Raw genomic sequence first — 19,866 nt, 5'->3', positions numbered from 1 at the left:
AGATAGCCTTACCTTATTCATGTTTTAAGTATTGCTCATTATTTATTTATAAATATAAAGTGGAGGTTAGTATACTATGCAAACAAATGAAGTAAAAGGGATTCTTAATGCTACGGGAGCTAATATTTATTTTCACTCAAAAGGTACTGGTGAAAATTTATTATTACTTCATGCTGGAATTGCAGATTCACGTATGTGGGATAAAGAATTTCACTTATTATCAGAAAAATATCGGGTAGTTAGGCTTGATCTTCCTGGCTATGGATCAAGTGATTTCACTGGAGTAAATTACTCTTATAGTAATATTATTAATGAACTTCTTACACACCTAGACATTAACCATACTCATATTTTAGCAGCTTCATTTGGTGGGAAAATAGCTATTGATTTTTATCTAGAGAACCCAGAAAAATGTCTGAGTTTAGCACTTTTGTCTCCAGCTTTAAGTGGATGGGAAGACTCGTCTTACCTCCAAGAATATGAAGAAGGAGAAGAAAAATTATTACAAGAAGGTAAAATAGAAGAAACAGCACAGTTTAACTATGAAACATGGATACTAAGAAATAGGGACCCTGAACTTATCAATTCAGATGTGAAACAATTAGTTATTGATATGCAGATAAAATCTTTAACTAAGCCTGAACCAGATCATCCTTGCGAAGAAATAGAAACGGAAGATAACATCTTACAGATAAAAGATATTCGAGTCCCTGTACTAATTATTAATGGTAAGTATGATGTTCAAGATTTTCATGATATATCTGAGCTAATGAGTAAAGAACTTCCTTCTGTTAAAAGGATTACAATACCTGATGCTGCACATTTAGCTAACCTGGAATCTCCAGAGCTTTTTTTTAAAATGATTTCGGAATTCTTTTTCGATAACTCAAAAAATTCATAAAAATGTTATTCAATAGCATTATGGATATATACTTAGTCAAAATCACCAGTTTAGCTGATGGGGAACTTTCAAATCTTTATCCACTAATGGACTCTGAAAAAAGTAAAAGAGTTCAAAGGTTTATTAAATCTGAGGACAAATTACGTACAACAGTTGGAGAAGTTCTCATCAGGTATCTTATCATGGGAAAAATAGGGATAGAAAATAAAGAAATTTATTTTGAAAAAAATCTGTATGGAAAGCCTTCTCTTAAGGGCTTTCCTTCTTTTCATTTTAATATCTCCCATTCCGGGAATTATGTAATGTGCGCAATTAATGATAATGATGTTGGTTGTGATATTGAGGAGATTAAACCTTTAAATGTTGAAGAAATATCAACTGCCTTTTTTACAAATGAAGAATGTAAGTATATTAATAGTGATTCAAATAATAGATTAGATAAATTTTATGAAATATGGACTTTGAAGGAGAGTTATATTAAATGTTGCGGGTTAGGATTATCGCTCTCCTTAAAAGATTTCTCTATAAATATATCTTTAGAAGGCAATATTTCTGTAGTTAATGGGAACTACCAGAATGACTACTACAAAAGTCTGTTTCAATATAATGTAATACCTGGATATAAAATTGCTGTTTGTTCTGGAAAGGATATTGTAAAACCAAATATTATAACAGTTGATCAAAAAGAATTAATTAGCCATTTTAATAATATTTATTTACAACAGGAGAAGGGGTAATAATCTTGAGATTATTTTGTTTACCATATGCCGGAGGAAGCGCCTCAGCTTATTATAAATGGAAAAATTATTTAAGTGATAAGATTGTTTTAGAGCCTATAGAATTAAAAGGGAGAGGAAAACGATTCAATGAGCCTTTCTATTCTAATTTTGAAGAAGTAATCGAGGATGTTTATGGCTATATATCGGATAACACTGATAGTGATTATGCCATTTTTGGACATAGCATGGGAAGTCTGATTGCCTATGAACTCTATTACAAAATTCAAGAGTCAAACATGAAAAAACCTAAACACCTCTTTTTCTCAAGTTATAAAGCACCTCATAATAAAAGGAATAATCTTATAAAGAAGTTAACTGACCAGGACTTAATAAATAGGATTAGAAACCTTGGGGGGACTCAAGAAGAGCTTTTACAAAATGAGGAGTTTTTAGACATCTATTTACCGATTATAAGAAATGATTTTGAGCTAATAAATTCTTATACTTATAGCAAAAAGGCTAACCAAATTTTATGTGATATAACTCTTCTATATGGTAATGAAGAGGTGTTGAAATTTGAAGATATGCTAGATTGGCAATCACATTCCCAAGGTAAATCAACCGTGTATGAATTAGAAGGAAATCATTTCTATATTAACGATAATATAGAACAAATTTCTGATATCTTAAATAGAACATTATTAGAATAAATGATGTTAGAAAGGATGATTATTATGGGAGAAGAGCAGAATAAATATTACAGATTAACACATCCACAGAAAAGGATTGGATACATTGATAAGATTTACACTGATTCTCCATTACATACTATTGGAGGTACATTAAATTTTAAAGGTCCAATTGAGGTTGAAAAATTAGAAAGAGCTATTAATATTACCATTCAAAATAATGAGGGACTTCGATTAAATTTCCGTGAAATGGAAGGGGATCTCTATCAGTTCATCAGGAATTATGATTACGAGGATATAGACTTTTTTGATTTCACCACAATAAAACATTCAGAAAATGAATTGCGCACTTGGGTAAAAGAGATATTTAAAAAAAGATTTGAACTGGAAGATAATAAACTATATTATTTTGCTATATATAAAAAGAGTAATAATGAATACGGCTTTGTATTAGCTATTCATCATATAATTGCCGATGGGTGGTCTATAGCTCTTATTGAAAGACAAATATGTGAAAATTATCACAAGTTGATTCGATCGGATAAACCAATAACTTCGAAGTCTTCCTATTTAGATTTTATAAAAAGTGAAGATGAATATATAAACTCGGAAAGATATTCTAAAAATAAAACATATTGGAATCACAAATTTAGTGATTTAAATACGGAGTTTTTGTATAAGTCTTCAGAAAAACTCGAGGGAAATAGGAAAAATTTTATTGCTGAACAAAACATCTCAATTCAACTTAAAAAATATTTAAAAGATAATAATTATACTTTAAATGATTTTATCTTAACATGTGCACTTATTTATTTAGGTAAAACCAGCAATCAGGATGATATTACTATTGGTACTCCTATATTTAATCGTTTAGGAAAGGCTGAAAAAAGTTTAGTTGGCATGTTTACTAGTACCATGCCCTTTAGGTTTACAGTAAATAATGAGAGTCCATTTACTGAATTATTAATAGCCGTTAAGAAGGAAATGAAAAACTGTTACAGAAATCAGAGATATCCGTATGATTTACTTATAAAGGACTTAGAATTAAACAAAAGAGGGTTTGATAGTTTGTTTACTATGTCTGTTAACTGCTATAATTCTGAATTTACCTCCAATATAGAAGGAATCGAATTGGAGATTGAAGAGTATTATAGTGGGCACCAGAATTATCCCTTACAACTAGTAATTAAAGAAGAGAAAAATGACATTATATTTTCCTTTGATTATAAGCTGAGTGAGTATTTAGAAGAAGATATTATTAATATGTATGAATGTATACAAAATATTATTAGACAAGTTATCGACTCACCGAACACTCATTTTAAAGATATACACTTACTAGATGATAACGAACGTTTCCAAAAGATATTCACCTTTAATTCGACTAACTATACTTATCCAAGTAGTAGCACGGTCCAAGAAATTTTTGAATTGCAAGTGAAAAGTAATCCCGAGAAAATAGCCTTATATTTAGAGAATGAATATTTAACATATCGACAGTTGAATGAGAAGTCTAACCAACTGGCCAATTATCTTAAAGAAGTCGGTGTAAATAAAGGTTCAAATGTTGCAATTATGACAGCGCATTCTTTTGAACTAATTATAGGTATACTAGGTATACTAAAATCAGGAGGAACGTATGTACCGATTGATCCAAGTTATCCTAGTGGAAGAATAGAATATATACTGAATGATTCCAATAGTGGAATTCTATTAGCAGATATTGATGTTATTACAAATGTCGATTTTGAAGGATCAATAGTAAATTTAAAAGGAATGACATTAGAGTCATATTCCAAAAACAACTTAAACGAGCTGGAGAGTCCAGAAGATATTGCTTATATAATCTATACATCCGGATCCACTGGAAAGCCTAAGGGTGTTTTGGTCGAACAAAAGGGATTAATGAACTATTTATCCTGGGCTAAGAGAAAATATGTGAAAGATGATAAGGAAATTTTTGCATTGTATTCTTCCATATCATTTGATTTAACTATTACTTCAATCTTTACACCTTTAATTTCTAGCACTTCCATTAGAATTTATCATAATGGAGACAATGAATTTATTCTTTATAAGGTTCTTAAAGAAAATAAATCTACTTTAATTAAACTAACACCATCCCATCTATCCTTATTAAAAGACCTGAATTATGAGAATAGTTCTGTTAGAACATTTGTAGTAGGTGGAGAAGATTTAAAGACTACTTTGGCATCCGAAATATATGAAAGCTTTAATAAGAATATTGATATATATAATGAATATGGACCAACCGAGACTGTTGTTGGTTGTATGTGGTATAAGTATAAGCCTGTAGAATATTTAAGGAAATCAGTGCCAATAGGATATCCGGCTGACAATGTTCAGATATATATTCTAAATAAAGATTTAGATGTCTTGCCTAATGGTATACCAGGAGAAATCTATATTTCTGGAGATGGAGTATCAAAAGGTTACTTAAATCAAGAAGAGTTAACTAAGGAGAGATTTTTAACTAATCCCTTTATAAATGGACAACGAATGTACAAAACAGGTGATATCGGAACGTACCTAGCTGATGGAAATATCGAATATTTAGGTAGAGCAGATAGTCAGGTGAAAATACGTGGACATCGAATTGAAATCGCGGAAATTGAGAGTTGCATCTTAGAAAATAAGTATGTCAAAGATGTTGTTGTACTTAATAATAATCCTAATATTCTTACAGCATATATAATCGCAGAAAAACAATTTGAAAATTTAGAGATAAAAAAATGGCTATCTCAATTTCTGCCTCAATTTATGATACCTAATAATTATATATGTATAGATGAATTCCCTCTTACAAGTAATGGGAAAATTGATTTTTCCCTATTACCTAAAGTTAATCTTAATGAAAATTATGTAGATGGGGTTACGGACTTAGAAAAGGAATTACTCAAAGTAATAGGGGATGTATTGAACCTAAAGAAAGTTAGTATGAACGATAACTTTTTTCAATTAGGCGGTGACTCTATAAAAGCTATACAGATAGTTGGAAAATTGAGAAGCCTTGATATGGAACTTAAGGTAAATAATATTCTTTTAAGTGATAAATTAGCAGATATTCCCAAATATATAATTAAAAAACAAAAAAGCAACCTAATTAATAAAGACGAATATGCTGGAAAGATCACTAATACTCCTATTACCAATTGGTTTTTTAATCAAAATTTTAAGAATGATAATCATTACAATCAATATGTATTACTGGAAATTTCAAAAGCATTAAATTTAGACAAAATTAAAGAAACAGTAAATCACCTAATTGAATACCATGATATGTTACGTGTTAACTATGACAGAGAAAAAGCAACCTTATATTATAAGGATTTAAATTTAGTAGATATTGATGTAGTTGATTATTTAGATTTAAGTGAAAGAAATCAAGTTACTCAAGATGAAGTAATATCAAATAGTTTAGAAACAGATTTTAATTTAGAAAATAACCTTAATTTTAGAGTGAAGGTATTTGATTTAGGCGAAAGAGGCCAAGCTTTATTATTTATTGCTCATCATTTAATGGTTGATGGTTTCTCGTGGCGCATTCTCATAGAAGACTTTTTTGCAGTGATCGATGGTATTAATAATAATGAAAGTATCATTCCATATTTAAAAACAAATTCTTATAAGAAATGGGCGAACCACTTAGTAGAGTATAGTAAACAAGAGTTTAAAGAGGAAAAAGATTATTGGACATCAATCTTGAACAAGGACTTAGATACTCTAGTTCTTTCTGCTGAAAAAGAAAATAGTACAAATGCCAATTCTATTACCATAAAAACAAGTATGGATAGAACAAGAATTATTGATCCCATACAAAAGGCAAATGATATATATAATATCGATGTAAATGAATTATTGGTAATAGGACTTGTATTGACGTTAAATAAATTTAGTGATAGCAATGAGGTCATCATAGAGTTGGAAAGACATGGGCGTGAGAATTTCCTTGAATCATTGGATGTATCAAGGACTGTTGGTTGGTTTACTAGCATATTCCCTGCATATTTTACTGTTGATCAGAATTCACTAGAAAGTAAGATGATGTCTATCAAAGAACAGTTAAGACAAGTACCTAATAAAGGATTTAACTATAGTATTCTTAGATATTTAAAAAATGAAATAGATGGTGACTTTAAAAAATATATACGATTTAACTATATTGGTGATTTTAATGATTTTCTAAAAGATAAAGAAAATAATATTTCTAATGTTAAATTCGGTCTAGATAGTGATGAAAGCAACGAAATGACTGCTCTTTTAGACGTAATGGCAATTCTAGTTGACGAAAAGCTAGAACTATCCTTTACCTATAATCAACATACTCTAAAAAAAGAGAAAGCAGAATACCTTATTAATAAATATATTACTGTTTTATTAGAGATTTTCGATCACTGTCTTACTAAGCTGGAAAGAGAATATACCCCTTCAGATTTCAGAGTAAATGGTATGACTCAGGAGGACTTGGATATTATGTTCAATTAGTCACAATCATTATAGGGTCTGGATGAAAAATCTTTTAAATTGAAGGGGGATTATTATGCAAATCAAGATAATATTCACATTTATTATGTTTATGAGTTTGTTGTTAAGCTCTTCTTTAGAAATAAGTGCTGCAACTAGCGAGGTGAATGTGTCCAATGAAAACATAAAGAAAATAGAAGAATTTATAGAAAAGCAAATGGAAAAAGGGGATATACCAGGTTTATCTGTAACTATTGTAAATGAAGATAAAACAGTTTATAAGAGCGGATTTGGTTATGCAGATATTGATAACGGTAAGGAAGTAACGTCTGATACTTTGTTTGAATTAGGATCTACAAGTAAGGCTTTTACGGCCTTAGGAGTTCTTACTTTAGTCGACAACGGCACTGTAGATATTAATGCTCCAATAACAGACTATATACCATGGTTAAGTATGACGTATAAAGGAGAAAAAGCTACCGTTACAGTAAGAGATATACTTTATCACACCAGTGGCGTTCCATTTAATACTATAAGTGAAATTCCTATTTCTAATGGAGAAAAAGCTATAGAAGCTACTGTAAGGACGCTAGTCGGAGTGGAATTAGATAGCACTCCAGGAGAGAAATTTCAATACGCCACTATCAATTATGATATTTTAGGCTTATTAATTGAAAAGACAACTGGTATTAAATATGAAGAGTTTATCAAAAGAAATATATTAGAACCAATGGGATTAAATAATACCTATATGTATGATAATGAGTTTGAAAAAGATAGAATGGCTCAAGGTTATAAACAGTTATTTACGGAGCCTCGATTGTATAATGCTCCTAGTTATGAGGGGAATAAGCCAGCAGGATATATCATTACTAATTCTAATGATATGGAAAAATGGTTAAAAATTCAACTTGGCGTCTTAAAGGAATCGAAATTTAACAATAATTTAATTGAAAAGTCACATATAGCAAATCGTAGAGTTGAACAACTACAAGATGGATCTTCCTACGCAAGTGGATGGTTTGTATACCAAAAGGGAGGCGGGGAAATATCCCATGGAGGAAATAACCCTAACTATTCATCTTTTATCCTCTTTAGACCAGAAGAAAAGATTGGTATTGCAGTTTTAAGTAATATTAACTCAGCTTATGTTGAGAATATTGGTAATGAGATTAATAAGATCCTATTAGACGAAGGTAATGTTAGCAATATAAAAGATTTGAATATGATAACGGACTATATAGCCGTAGCAATCATTTGTGTTTCTATAATAATTATTGCTACAAGTTTAGGGTTTATTATAAAGGTATTAAAAGAGTTAAAAGCTAAAAGAAGGTATGTAGATAAGAAAGGTAAAAGGGGTATATTAAAGATTTTAGCTTCCTTAATCATTATGATGATTTTATCATATTGCATATACTTAATTCCTTACATTTTTTACGATGGAGTAGATTGGAAATTCACTTTTATATGGTTACCTTCTAGTATAAAATGGGCGCTTTATTTGGGATATGCTTGTCTTTGGTTAGTGTACGCTTACTCTCTGCTAATTAGTTTTGTAAAAAAGAAAGATGATAAATCACTGTTGATGCTATCGTTAGTTAGTATTGCAAGCGGGTTAGGGAATGCGCTCATTATTTTGACCATTAACTTAGCTATAAATAGTGATGAGAAAACAAAAATAAATTTAATCGTTTATTTCGTTTTAGGTATCATTATCTACGTATATGGGCAAAAAATTGTGAGAGCAAAAGTAATAAGTATTACAAATGAAATAGTTTATTTCAAGAGGATGCAGATAGTTAAGAAGTTGTTAAGTACTCCCTATGAGCATTTTGAAAATATCGAAAAGGGAACGATTGAGTCTACTTTAAATAACGATACAGAAACAATTAGCAATGCCACAAATATAATAGTAGGTGGAATTACTAGTGCTATCACTTTAATATGTTGCTTTGCATACTTGAGTTTTATAAATTTTTATGTGCTCCTACTATCTCTAGGAATAATTTTATTTATTGCCAGTATTTATTATCTAGCTGGCAGATATGCAAATAGAATTGGTGAAGAGTCGAGAGATCTAGAAAATATATTTTTTAAGTACATTTTTAGTCTTGTCTCTGGCTTTAAAGAGTTAACTCTTAGTAGGAAAAAAAAGCAGGAGTTTCAAAATGATTTAGAAGAAAGTTCAGATAGATATAAAGATACAAAAAAGAAATCTGCTTTAGCATTTGCTAATATGTTTGTAATGGGTGAATTGTTATTTACACTTGCTATCGGATGTATAGCACTAGTTTTTCCAGTTGTATTGAATAATCTTGAAACAGCAAATATAACTAGTTATGTATTTATCTTATTGTATATGATTGGTCCTATTCACGCTATATTAGACACAATCCCAAATATTATTGAGATAAAAATAAGCCTAAATAGGATTACAACGTTAATCGATAAACTAACTTCGAAGGTTAACTCAGTTACTTCTCAACAAGTTCAACATTATGCAGAAGTTCAACTACAATTGAAGGATGTTGCGTACGAATATAATCAAGGGGAAGAAACTAAATTCAAGGTAGGCCCGATTAACTATCAGTTTAATTCTGGTGAAATTATTTTTATCACTGGAGGTAATGGAAGCGGAAAATCTACTTTTGCCAAGCTTATAACGGGATTATATACTCCGACAAGCGGAAATTTAATACTGAACGGTAATACGGTTTCCCCAAACATTCTAAATGAATACTATTCAGCAATATTTAATGATTTTTTCTTATTTGAAAAGCTTTATGGCATTGATTATACGGATAAGGAAAATGAAATTAAAAATTATCTAAAGATATTACAATTAGATAAAAAAGTGGAAATAATTAATGGGAAATTTAGTACCACTAAGTTATCTACTGGTCAAAAGAAGAGATTAGCTTTATTAGTTTCTTACTTAGATGATAGACCAATATATGTGTTTGATGAATGGACCGCTGATCAAGATCCAGAGTTTAGACTGTTTTTCTATAGCAACCTATTACCTGATCTTCAGAAAAAAGGAAAATGTATAATTGCAGTTACACATGATGATAGATATTTTTCTTATGCGGATAAAGTTATTAAAATGGACATGGGAAAAATGATTAGTTTAGACAATCAGAGTATGGTATTGAATTGATCTGTTTACTTTATTCTAAATATTCATATAAAAAAATAATTACCAACAGTATGATCAAGGAGGAAAAGATTTGCATACAACAATAGAAAAAAATAATGTAGAAAGAATTCTCGAATTGACACCTATGCAAAAGGGATTGTTATATCACTACTTACAAGATAGTGAAAGTGAACAGTATTTTGAACAAGTATCTCTAAATATTACTGGGAATATAGAAAACTCTATATTTAAAAGTACGTGGGAATCAGTGGTGAGGTCGAACGAAATTTTACGAAGCGTTTTTAGATGGGAAAAACTTTCCCAACCGGTATGCGTAGTTTTAAAAGATGCGGTTGTCCCAATTATACATTATGATTTTACTCAACTTGATAAAGAAATTTCACTTGCTGAACTAGAAAAACTTAAGCAACAAGATAGGATGAAAAAAATAGATATTTCTTCAGAACCGTTCCGAATTCATTTGATTAAACTTTCTAGTAATGAGTTTGAAGTTGTCTTGTCTCATCACCATATATTATTTGATGGATGGAGCAGCGGGATAATACTAAAAGAATTTATTGAATTCTATAATAATTTATCTAAAAATAAGGAAATAAGTTTGAATAAAAAAGGTAAGTTTAGCGAGTTTATTGAGGTATGCAATAAAGTAGATGAAACACAGGCCCAGACTTATTGGAAATCATATTTAAAGGGATTTGAGTCAGCCACTGAGCTACCTACTTACAGGAAAAATAAAGGAAATGCTTCAAAAAATAATATAGCAAGTTTAAACCGTCTATTACCTATTGAATTAGAGTCTAAACTTAGGGCCTTTACTAGAACAAATAAGTTTACTATTGCTACAGTGATGTATACTGCATGGTCACTGTTACTCCATAAGTATAGTTCGTCAAAAGATATTCTTTTCGGCACAACAGTCTCAGGAAGAAATGTTGATATAGATAATATTGAGAATACGGTAGGGTTATTTATCAATACCTTGCCTTTACGAGTAAAAATTTCAGGAAAAGAGACGATAGAAAACATTCTAATGGACGTTAATCAAATGTTACTAGAGAGAGACGTATACAATCATACACCACTTTATGAAATAAAAAACCATAGTGAAAAAATAGGTAATGAAGATATTTTTAATTCTATTGTAGTAATAGAGAATTACCCATTAAACCTAAACTATGATGGTAATGATAAGAGTTCCCTTAAAATAAATAATTACTCTAATTTTGAAATGACTAATTATGATTTAACTTTTTCTGTTGAAGACTTTAATCAAATAAAAACAAACTTTATATATGATGTTCATTCTTTTGATCCTCAGGTTATCAATAATATGAGTATTCATTTTAATACAATATTAGATAATCTTGTTAATAATAAATTAAAAATGATTGATGAAGTAGATATTCTTTCTAAGGAAGAAAGGTATGAGATAGTTCATGAATTCAATAACACCAAAGCTAGTTCAGTCGAGAAAACGGTAAAACAGCTGTTTGAGGAACAAGTAGATGCCCACAAAGATAATACTGCAATAGTATTTGAGGGCAACGAATTTAGTTATAAAGAATTGAATGAAAAATCGAATCAGTTGGCCCACTATATAAGAAAAAAAGGCGTGAAAACAAATGATATAGTGGGGTTACTAGTTAATCCGTCTGTTGAAATGATTGTTGGTATTTTGGGGATCATTAAAGCAGGAGCTGCATATTTACCTTTAGATCCTAAGAGTCCAGTTGATAGACTGGTGAATATTTTAGAGGATTCTAAAAGCTATGCTCTTATAACCGAGTCAGAGTTATTACCATCATTTAATAGTGCATTGAATCCTAATATTTATAAGATCTGTTTGGATATTGATGAACAACAAATCAATAAACAAGAAACGGTTAACCTGGAAGACACGAATCTACCAGATGATTTAATTTATACAATATATACATCTGGGTCGACTGGAAGACCGAAGGGGACACTTACAAGTCATCGTAATGTTATTAGAACAGTTAAAGATACTAATTATATAGAAATTACTCATAATGATACACTTTTACAATTATCAAATTATACTTTTGATGGTTCTGCATTTGATATATTTGGATCACTATTAAATGGAGCTAAATTAGTATTAGTAGATAAAGAGACATCATTTAATATTGTCAAATTAGCAAACATCATTGAGAAGGAAGAAATTACTGTATTTTTTATAACGACAGTATTATTTAATACATTAGTGGATTTAAATGTTAATTGTCTTAAGAATATCAAAAAGGTTTTAACAGGTGGAGAAAGAGTATCTTACAATCATATGGAGAAGGCATTAAATACTTTGGGAAAAGGTAAGATACTTCATGTGTATGGTCCTACTGAGAATACTATTTTCACAACATTTTATAAGTTGGATTGTATGGATGAAAATCTCAAAACAGTTCCTATTGGAAGACCAATCTCTAATACAAGCATATTTATACTAAATAATAATAAGCAAATAGTTCCCATTGGTGTTCCTGGATATATATATGTATCAGGTGCTGGACTTATTAAAGGTTACTTAAACAGACCAGACTTGACTAAAAAGAGTTTTAAAGTGGCTGAAAATTTATTTAATAAAAACCAATTCAAAGATATTGATATGTCCAACTTTGGTTCCTCGAATATTGTCTATAAAACAGGAGATTATGGAAGATGGTTGCCAAATGGGAATATAGAATTTCTTGACAGAGAAGATAAACAGGTAAAGGTAAGAGGTTTTAGAATTGAACTAGGAGAAATTGAACAGGAGCTTTTGAGCTTTCAAAGAGTTAAAAATGCCTTTGTTACAACCGTAATTAGTGACAATGGTGATAAAAAGTTGTGTGCATATTTGGTTACAAAACATGCCATTGATGTAGAGGAATTACACAAAGACTTACAAATGAAAATGCCATATTATATGATGCCTCAATCATATGTAACACTAGAAAAGTTTCCGTTAAACAAAAACGGTAAAATTGACGTTAATGCACTTCCCGAACCACAATTTTACGACTTAAGAGCAGAGTATGAAGCGCCTAATAATGAGATTGAAAGTAAGCTCCAGGTTATTTGGCGGAACGTTCTTGAAAGAGATATGATCGGTGTGAATGACAATTTCTATACTTTAGGTGGGCACTCCATTAAAGCTACAACGATTGCATCAAACATATATAAGGAATTCGGCGTACAAATTCCTTTAGGAGAGCTTTTCAATTTACCAACAATAAGGCTTTTAGCAGATTATATAAGTAAAGACAAAAAAAATAACGATATTTTAGTTCCTGATAATATTAAGAGAGTAAAAAGAAATACTTTTAACGCTAACTAGCCTAAATTAACATAATATTAAGATAAAAAAGAGGTGCATATAAATGAGAGTATATAATAACGTTTTGGAAAGCGTAGGAGCTACTCCTATGGTTCGAATAAAGGACGATAAGTTGAAAAATATTAATTTATTTGCAAAATTAGAAGGATATAACCCTACAGGAAGTGTTAAGGATAGGGCTGCCAGTGAAATGATCAAACATCTATTGAATAGTGGGAACATAAATGAATCAACAACAATTATTGAATCGTCGTCTGGAAATTTTGGTGTAGCACTAGCAAATTATTGTAGCTATTATGGGTTAAAATTCATCTGTGTAGTAGATCCCAAAATATTACCGATCAATGAATTTATTATAAAGTCCGTTGGTGGTGAGATAGTAAAGGTTGATAAAGCAGACGAATCAGGAGGGTATTTAATCTCAAGAATTGATAAGGTAAAAGAATTAGTTCAAGAGATTGAGAATAGCTATTGGATTAACCAATATGAGAATCCAGAAAATGCAAATGCATATGGGAGGACTGTTGGAAAAGAAATATGTGATCAGGTTGAACTTGATTATATATTTCTGGGAGTTAGTTCAGGGGGGACAATTACTGGTATTTCTCGATATGTAAAAGAACGTTTTCCAAATTCTAAAATTATTGCAGTCGATGTTAAAGGTTCTATTATCTTTGGAGAGAAACCTAGCTTTAGATCTATACCAGGAATAGGGTCTAGTATTATTCCACCAATTTTAGCAGAAGCTTATATTGATGATGTCGTTATAGTGAGTGAAGAAGAAAGTGTTGAAATGTGTAAAGACCTTTTATGGAAACATAATATTTTTGCTGGAGGATCTTCAGGGTCAGTATTTGCAGGGGTGAAAAAATATTTTCTTAACAAAAAAATTGGGTTTAAGCCAAATGTAGTAACCCTGTTTGCAGATAGAGGGGAACGATATTTTGAAAGTTTGTATAGTGAATATATGAGCAAAATTATTACTTCTGTAAATCAATAACTTTTCCATAAAACTATTATAACCAACTGAAGGAGACTTAAAATGAAATATTTATCTGATAATGAATTTAGACAAATGGACACTAATTGGAATGAAACTATTAGCTGTATTGAAACAGCAGTACAAGCATTAGATGTGGATGATTATGCTCAACCTGTAAAACCGTATTTAAGGTATAACAATATGAAGAACCGCATAATAGCTATGCCTGCATACGTAGGCCAAGATATTCACTCTGCTGGAATTAAGTGGATTGCGAGTTTTCCAGATAACATTAAAAAAAATATTCCAAGAGCAAATTGTGTAGTCGTAATTAATAATGCAGATACAGGCGAAGTAAAATCAATCATTAATACTCCTTTAATAAGTATTATTAGAACAGCATCAGTTTCCGGGTTGATAATGAAGCATTATTTAAAACAAAAAGATGACACTAATCTTAACATTGGTATTATTGGCTGGGGTCCTATAGGGCAACAACATTATCAAATGGTAACAGCGTTACTTGGTGATAAAATCAAGAAGATTTATATCTATGATTTAAAAGAAATTCATAAAGAAAACCTTAAAAAGGATAATAGATTTATTGTTTGTAATAATTGGAAAGAGGCTTATTTAAACAGTGATATAGTTATGACTTGTACGGTTTCAGATAAACCATATATCAATGAAAAACCAAAAGCAGGAGCACTTTTATTAAATGTATCTCTAAGGGATTATACTAGCGAAGTTTATGAGTATGTTAAAGATACCATCATTGTAGATAATTGGAAGGAAGTTTGCAGGGAGGATACGGATGTTGAGAGATTCTCTCTAGAAAAAGGCCTTGAAGAAAATATGGTTAAAACGATCACCGATATAGTTTGTAGGGAAGGGTTTAAAGATTACAATCAAAATAATAATGTAATGTTTAATCCCATGGGAATGGCTGTTTTTGATATAGCCTTAGCAGAGTACTATTATAAAAAATCAAAAGAACTTAACGTAGGTCAAGAGCTATAAGCAAATAGGCACGAGTAGTAATAAACAAACTCTATTTTGCTTTTTCTTAAAATTAATTAAATCTAACTGTTTATATAAGGAGAAGTTATGAATTATATACAAAAAAAGAATCAGATTACTAACTCCATTGATAATATAAAATTTGTAAAACCGGAAGCTTTATATCCCCACGAACAAGTTACAAAAAATATAAATAATATACTGAAAGATATACAGCAAACCGGTTTTATTAATAATCCTATTAATTGTTTAAACCTTAATAACAGACTGATTGTTTTGGATGGTCACCATAGACTCAAATCACTAATTGATTTAAATTGCAAATTAGTACCTATTCAAATCGTAGGTAAGTCTGAAATAAAGTTAGACTACTGGTATCATGCATTGGACAATGCTAATTTTGAGAAAATATTGAATTACATTAATAAGCATAATCGTAGTACAACCGCTCAAAGATCTGGAATTAGTATTGGGATAGGCAATTCGAGAAAGCAAATTACCGTAGACAAATCACAATTTTTCTCATTCGTATTAACCATTTTTAATATGTATAAGGAAAGCGAATTTCATAGAGAAGATCTTATTAAAGATAAAACGCAATGGATTTGTTATGAAGGCATTACACTGGATGACATTTATATAAATTCAATAAATCATCAATTGTTCCCTTCTAATGTAACTAAATTTGGAGGATTTAATAAAATGGAAGGTTTAAAGATTCCTTTATCTATTTTACAAAGGCCTTCTGATTTAGAGATTAGAGAATTTTTAGATGAATTAGAACTATAATAGAGAAAATAACTATAATTTTGTATATTTAATCTCTAGAGATTGATCGTCGACTATCTAGGATATGAAGAAAAAAACATCTATACAGGAAAACATTAATAAATAAAAACACACTGATCGTAGAATCTATGATCGTTTAGTCGATGAATATGGATTCACAGGTGGGGAATCTACGATACGACAGGTAGTGGCATTTCTTCGACAAAAACGAGCGAAGGTATTTGTTCCTCTGAGTTATGAACCTGGTGAAGCAGGACAAATAGATTGGGGAGAAGCAACGATGTATCTTCGTGGGAAAAAAGTTAAAATCAATTTGTTTTGTATGCGGCAATGTTTATAGTGTCGATATATTTGTAAAAGGATTTCACAGACAAAACGAGGAAAGCTTCTTGGAAGGTAATGTTAATGGATTTGAACATTGCCCCTTCAAGAGTAATCTTTGATAACGCTTAGGTCGCAGTAAAAGAAGGATTTGGAACGCACGCTAAAGTACAAGAACGTTACAAAACATTAGCTGCACACTATGTATTTAAAACAGAATTCTGTAATATTGCTGCTGGACATGAAAAAGGATTTGTTGGCTGGATAAGACGAAACGTACTGGTGCCAATACCTAAAGTTGACAGCCTTGATGAATTAAATAAAATCCTCCCTTGAAAGATGCTTGAAGTATCGAAAACACAAAATTGCCCGAAGGGATCGTACTTGTAGGAGAAATGGCAGGTCACGAAAAGATTGCATTTACTGCTTTACCTTCTTATCAATTTGACACAAGCAAGAGTACTACCTATAAAGTGGACAGCTTCTCGACGATTAAATTTGACTATAATTACTACTCTGTTCCAATGGATTATGTTGATAAGGACGTTAGTATAAAAGGGTTTGGGAATAAAGTTATTATTGTCTATAAATTAAAACAAATAGCAAACTACCCTCGCTGCTATGGACGTGGAGAAACCAAATACTCGCGTGAACATTACATAGACCACGTAGTGCCTTTAATGCAAAACCAGTTAAAAGCAATGTATCCACTCAACTGATAAGGATAGGGAAACAACTCTCAGGACCTCTCCTTAGATTTAATACAGCATCTACTTGTACCAATTACTCATGTAGAACCGATTCCAATTAACGATGAAGTGAAGGTTAAAACTCCAGAGTTAAGCCAATACGACAAGTTAATGAAAGAAGGAGTTGTCATATGAGTTCAAGTAAAATTAATCCAACTAAAGAATCTATTAAACTATTTGCTAAACAGATAAGAACTCCCTCTTTGGTGGAATATGAGGACATTATTCGTCAGTTGGATAAGGAACAAAGCTATGAACATTTTCTGATGGAATTGATGAAAAGGGAAGTATCTTAAAGACAAGAAAACCAACAAAAAAGAAAAATTAAAGCTGCTAAATTTCCTCATCCAAAAACGTTAGATGAGTTTGATTTTAGTCGTTTGGTAAACGTCTCCAGTGCAACTATGTGGGAATTAGCAAGCTGTGACTTTATCAATAATAAACAAAACATTGTAATGATTGGAAATCCACGTTCTGGGAAGACCCACACCTCTATAGGAATTGGAATGAAGGCGTGTCAAGCAGGATATAAAGTGAAATTTTATACGGCTGCTAATCTCGCTAATGAACTTGCGGAAGCCCAACAATATAATAGTCTTTCAAAAATAGAAAAGAGCTTGGCCAAAATTGATCTATTAATCTTAGATGAATTATCCTATCTGACATTTAATCGTCACCAATCAGAAATGCTGTTCCAAGTCATTTCTGAACGATCTGAACGTGCAAGTATTATTGTAACAACAAATCTTGAATTCTCTAAATGGACCGAGTTATTTGAAAATGAAATTATGGTTGCATCTCTAATTGATCGAATTACTTTTCGTTCACATATTCTAGACATGAATGTTGATGACTCTTTTCGGTTAATACAGACGAAAAAGGGAAAGTGATTGAATGGCATCTGCTAGGTTCGTAAGAACCGTGTAGGTGCCTATATTTTGGAGGAAGTGGCCTACTATTTTCTTGACATTCGCAGATAACTGATACCAAGTGGGTTCACCCTGCCAGCTGAAGCTTTTCCAACAGGAGGAGCTCCCATCTGTTTATATGAATATCCATTTTCAGAAATTCTCGCTCTAAAAAATTTACTACCTTTTTTTAAAGGTCTTTCCAGATAAGAACAAAGAATCTCTAAAACATTAGTAATAATATAATTAGTGTGAAAACGATTCTTTGTTTTTATTTCTATAACAAAGTCTTCCCATTTATAAGTTTTAAGGACTGAGTTGTGATATTCATCATGTATCTCTAAGATACCTATAGGTTCATTAAATAATTCGGGAGATTCTTCATATTTTTCATTGCAAATATTAATAATTTAATTATATATTTGTTCGCTACTTATGTTGAAAATGTTCCATTTATCATGTGAAATATCTTTAAGAAGGCTTAACCTTTCTTTGGGGAAATCATCAGGAAGACTATCTCGTGGTGTATAAATACTTAGTAATTTTATAAAGCTTTCTACTAAATCACTACCTTTTTCAGTGTCGTATATTTGAACATTAACTCTATGACAAGTTCCACAATTCCCTTCTTGCTTTAAACATTTAATAATACCTTTTATTTCAGGATCCTTAAAGCATTTTTCGCAGCATATCATTGCGTTTTCTCCTCGAGAAATTTGCTAACTAATTCAACGTGATGCATAATTGAAAGATTCTTTACAGTACCTAAACCAGGATATGTACCTTTTTCAAAATGTTTTACAAACTCTTTCATGCCTAACGTATCAATATTTTGATTTTTTTGCCAATCTATCATTTTTTTAAAACTTCATCAAATTTTTCGCCAGGATCTGATATAACATGATAGGTTCTTTACGTGTCCTTATTGTATTTCTTTTTGTCAAGACACATATCCCCACTTTAGAGTCTTTTAACTTCTTTTCAGCTTTTTTATATTGTGATTCAGAAGTAACAACACATACATGATCAAAAGCTCTGAAATAGTCATTTATTTGTGAATTCAAACGTTCAAAAGTATCTAATTCTGTTTTGATTTCATAAACTACCGCTTTCCCATTAATTAATATAAAATCTGCTTTTGATTTACTTATCGGAATTTCTGTTAAAGCAGTAGTTGTATTAATACTATGTCTGATGCTTTGAGTTTGTGGTTGCTTTATATTTCTTCACTGTTTTGGATCGAATGTTGTTTTCTTTCATAATCCGTGTTACCGTCTTCTGAGATACGTTAACACCCTGTCCGTTCAATATCTTAGTAATTTTAGGACTGCCATAGATTTTTCTGGATTCTAAGTAAATACGTTTAATACGTGCTGTAAGGCGCTCTCGCCTCTTTTTCTGTTCACTTTTTGGTCGGTTAAGCCAAGCATAATAGCCACTTTTGGAAACACCTAATACTTCACACATCTTCGCTACACGAAATTCGTGTCGGTGCTTGTAAATGAAGTCACAGATTACTTCTGGTCTTTTGCGAAGATGCCCATAGCCTTTTTTAAGATAGCATTTTCCTCTTCTAGATCACGTATTTGTTTTTGTAGGTCCTTTTCCACCTTTTTCTCAGGTTGTACGTTCCCGTTACCAACAAAAGCAGTTTCTTTGCCTTTATTGTATTTCTTAATCCAGTTATGAAGCGTTTGTTCAGCTAAATCTAGTTCCCGTGCAACTTCCGCAATTCTCTTGCCGTCCTCCTTCACCATGCGGACTGCTTGTAATTTGAATTCTTTATCGTATGTTTTTCTCATTCTT

Annotated in this window: 14 protein-coding genes and 2 pseudogenes; 12 read left to right on the top strand and 4 right to left on the bottom strand. The window is 31.0% G+C overall.

Annotated elements, in window-relative coordinates:
• Positions 1-76: 76 nt before the first annotated feature.
• From BM121_RS01185 to istB, 12 genes and pseudogenes are all read left to right on the top strand, one after another.
• Complete coding sequence (locus BM121_RS01185; RefSeq protein WP_091479947.1) at positions 77-901, top strand: alpha/beta fold hydrolase; 825 nt, start codon at positions 77-79, stop codon at positions 899-901.
• 20 nt (positions 902-921) lie between these two features.
• Positions 922-1,638, top strand: coding sequence for a 4'-phosphopantetheinyl transferase family protein (locus BM121_RS01180; protein WP_175495268.1), 717 nt, complete (start codon positions 922-924; stop codon positions 1,636-1,638).
• 5 nt (positions 1,639-1,643) lie between these two features.
• Positions 1,644-2,330 carry a thioesterase II family protein gene (locus tag BM121_RS01175; RefSeq protein WP_091479940.1) on the top strand — a complete coding sequence of 229 codons (687 nt, stop codon included), beginning with the start codon at positions 1,644-1,646 and terminating at the stop codon, positions 2,328-2,330.
• 24 nt (positions 2,331-2,354) lie between these two features.
• The gene (locus BM121_RS01170) at positions 2,355-6,815 is read left to right on the top strand and encodes a non-ribosomal peptide synthetase (protein ID WP_175495267.1); all 4,461 of its coding nucleotides are present in this window, start codon (positions 2,355-2,357) and stop codon (positions 6,813-6,815) included.
• A 55-nt stretch (positions 6,816-6,870) separates the two neighbouring features.
• Positions 6,871-9,957 carry a cyclic peptide export ABC transporter gene (locus BM121_RS01165; protein ID WP_091479933.1) on the top strand — a complete coding sequence of 1,029 codons (3,087 nt, stop codon included), beginning with the start codon at positions 6,871-6,873 and terminating at the stop codon, positions 9,955-9,957.
• Positions 9,958-10,027: 70 nt separating this feature from the next.
• Complete coding sequence (locus tag BM121_RS01160) at positions 10,028-13,291, top strand: non-ribosomal peptide synthetase (RefSeq protein WP_091479929.1); 3,264 nt, start codon at positions 10,028-10,030, stop codon at positions 13,289-13,291.
• Positions 13,292-13,334: 43 nt separating this feature from the next.
• The gene (gene sbnA, locus BM121_RS01155; RefSeq protein WP_091479926.1) at positions 13,335-14,291 is read left to right on the top strand and encodes a 2,3-diaminopropionate biosynthesis protein SbnA; all 957 of its coding nucleotides are present in this window, start codon (positions 13,335-13,337) and stop codon (positions 14,289-14,291) included.
• Between the two features lie 42 nt (positions 14,292-14,333).
• Entirely contained in the window at positions 14,334-15,293 is a 960-nt protein-coding gene (locus BM121_RS01150; protein ID WP_091479923.1) for a 2,3-diaminopropionate biosynthesis protein SbnB, read from the top strand.
• Between the two features lie 87 nt (positions 15,294-15,380).
• Complete coding sequence (locus BM121_RS01145; protein WP_091479920.1) at positions 15,381-16,082, top strand: ParB N-terminal domain-containing protein; 702 nt, start codon at positions 15,381-15,383, stop codon at positions 16,080-16,082.
• Between the two features lie 716 nt (positions 16,083-16,798).
• Positions 16,799-17,122, top strand: a complete 324-nt coding sequence (locus BM121_RS01140; protein WP_091479917.1) for a Mu transposase domain-containing protein — start codon at positions 16,799-16,801, stop codon at positions 17,120-17,122.
• A 161-nt stretch (positions 17,123-17,283) separates the two neighbouring features.
• Positions 17,284-17,448 carry a hypothetical protein gene (locus BM121_RS22235; protein ID WP_217649289.1) on the top strand — a complete coding sequence of 55 codons (165 nt, stop codon included), beginning with the start codon at positions 17,284-17,286 and terminating at the stop codon, positions 17,446-17,448.
• Positions 17,449-17,460: 12 nt separating this feature from the next.
• A pseudogene (istB, locus tag BM121_RS01135) lies at positions 17,461-18,042 on the top strand (IS21-like element helper ATPase IstB); the annotation flags it as partial.
• 428 nt (positions 18,043-18,470) lie between these two features.
• Here the strand turns inward: istB and BM121_RS01130 are convergent.
• From BM121_RS01130 to BM121_RS22630, 4 genes and pseudogenes are all read right to left on the bottom strand, one after another.
• On the bottom strand, positions 18,471-18,755 hold the full coding sequence (locus BM121_RS01130) for a hypothetical protein (protein WP_091479912.1): 285 nt from the start codon (positions 18,753-18,755) through the stop codon (positions 18,471-18,473).
• A complete protein-coding gene (locus BM121_RS21890; protein WP_175495266.1) occupies positions 18,752-18,916 on the bottom strand; it encodes a hypothetical protein in 165 nt (54 codons plus the stop codon). The genes BM121_RS01130 and BM121_RS21890 overlap by 4 nt, the downstream gene beginning before the upstream one ends.
• A gap of 4 nt (positions 18,917-18,920) precedes the next feature.
• On the bottom strand, positions 18,921-19,211 hold the full coding sequence (locus BM121_RS01125; RefSeq protein WP_245780719.1) for a sce7726 family protein: 291 nt from the start codon (positions 19,209-19,211) through the stop codon (positions 18,921-18,923).
• Between the two features lie 43 nt (positions 19,212-19,254).
• A pseudogene (locus BM121_RS22630) lies at positions 19,255-19,862 on the bottom strand (IS3 family transposase); the annotation flags it as partial.
• Positions 19,863-19,866: the final 4 nt, after the last annotated feature.

The sequence above is a fragment of the Gracilibacillus orientalis genome, assembly GCF_900114645.1.
Classification (GTDB): Bacteria; Bacillota; Bacilli; order Bacillales; family Amphibacillaceae; genus Gracilibacillus; species Gracilibacillus orientalis.
This window is presented reverse-complemented; position numbering and strand designations above follow the sequence as displayed.

Coding starts and splice junctions, on each gene's coding strand:
- BM121_RS22235 (WP_217649289.1), top strand. CDS start 17,284: ATGAGTTCAAGTAAAATTAATCCAACTAAAGAATCTATTAAACTATTT.
- BM121_RS21890 (WP_175495266.1), bottom strand. CDS start 18,916: ATGATAGATTGGCAAAAAAATCAAAATATTGATACGTTAGGCATGAAA.
- BM121_RS01150 (WP_091479923.1), top strand. CDS start 14,334: ATGAAATATTTATCTGATAATGAATTTAGACAAATGGACACTAATTGG.
- sbnA (WP_091479926.1), top strand. CDS start 13,335: ATGAGAGTATATAATAACGTTTTGGAAAGCGTAGGAGCTACTCCTATG.
- BM121_RS01170 (WP_175495267.1), top strand. CDS start 2,355: ATGGGAGAAGAGCAGAATAAATATTACAGATTAACACATCCACAGAAA.
- BM121_RS01180 (WP_175495268.1), top strand. CDS start 922: ATGGATATATACTTAGTCAAAATCACCAGTTTAGCTGATGGGGAACTT.
- BM121_RS01130 (WP_091479912.1), bottom strand. CDS start 18,755: ATGATATGCTGCGAAAAATGCTTTAAGGATCCTGAAATAAAAGGTATT.
- BM121_RS01140 (WP_091479917.1), top strand. CDS start 16,799: ATGGCAGGTCACGAAAAGATTGCATTTACTGCTTTACCTTCTTATCAA.
- BM121_RS01145 (WP_091479920.1), top strand. CDS start 15,381: ATGAATTATATACAAAAAAAGAATCAGATTACTAACTCCATTGATAAT.
- BM121_RS01165 (WP_091479933.1), top strand. CDS start 6,871: ATGCAAATCAAGATAATATTCACATTTATTATGTTTATGAGTTTGTTG.
- BM121_RS01185 (WP_091479947.1), top strand. CDS start 77: ATGCAAACAAATGAAGTAAAAGGGATTCTTAATGCTACGGGAGCTAAT.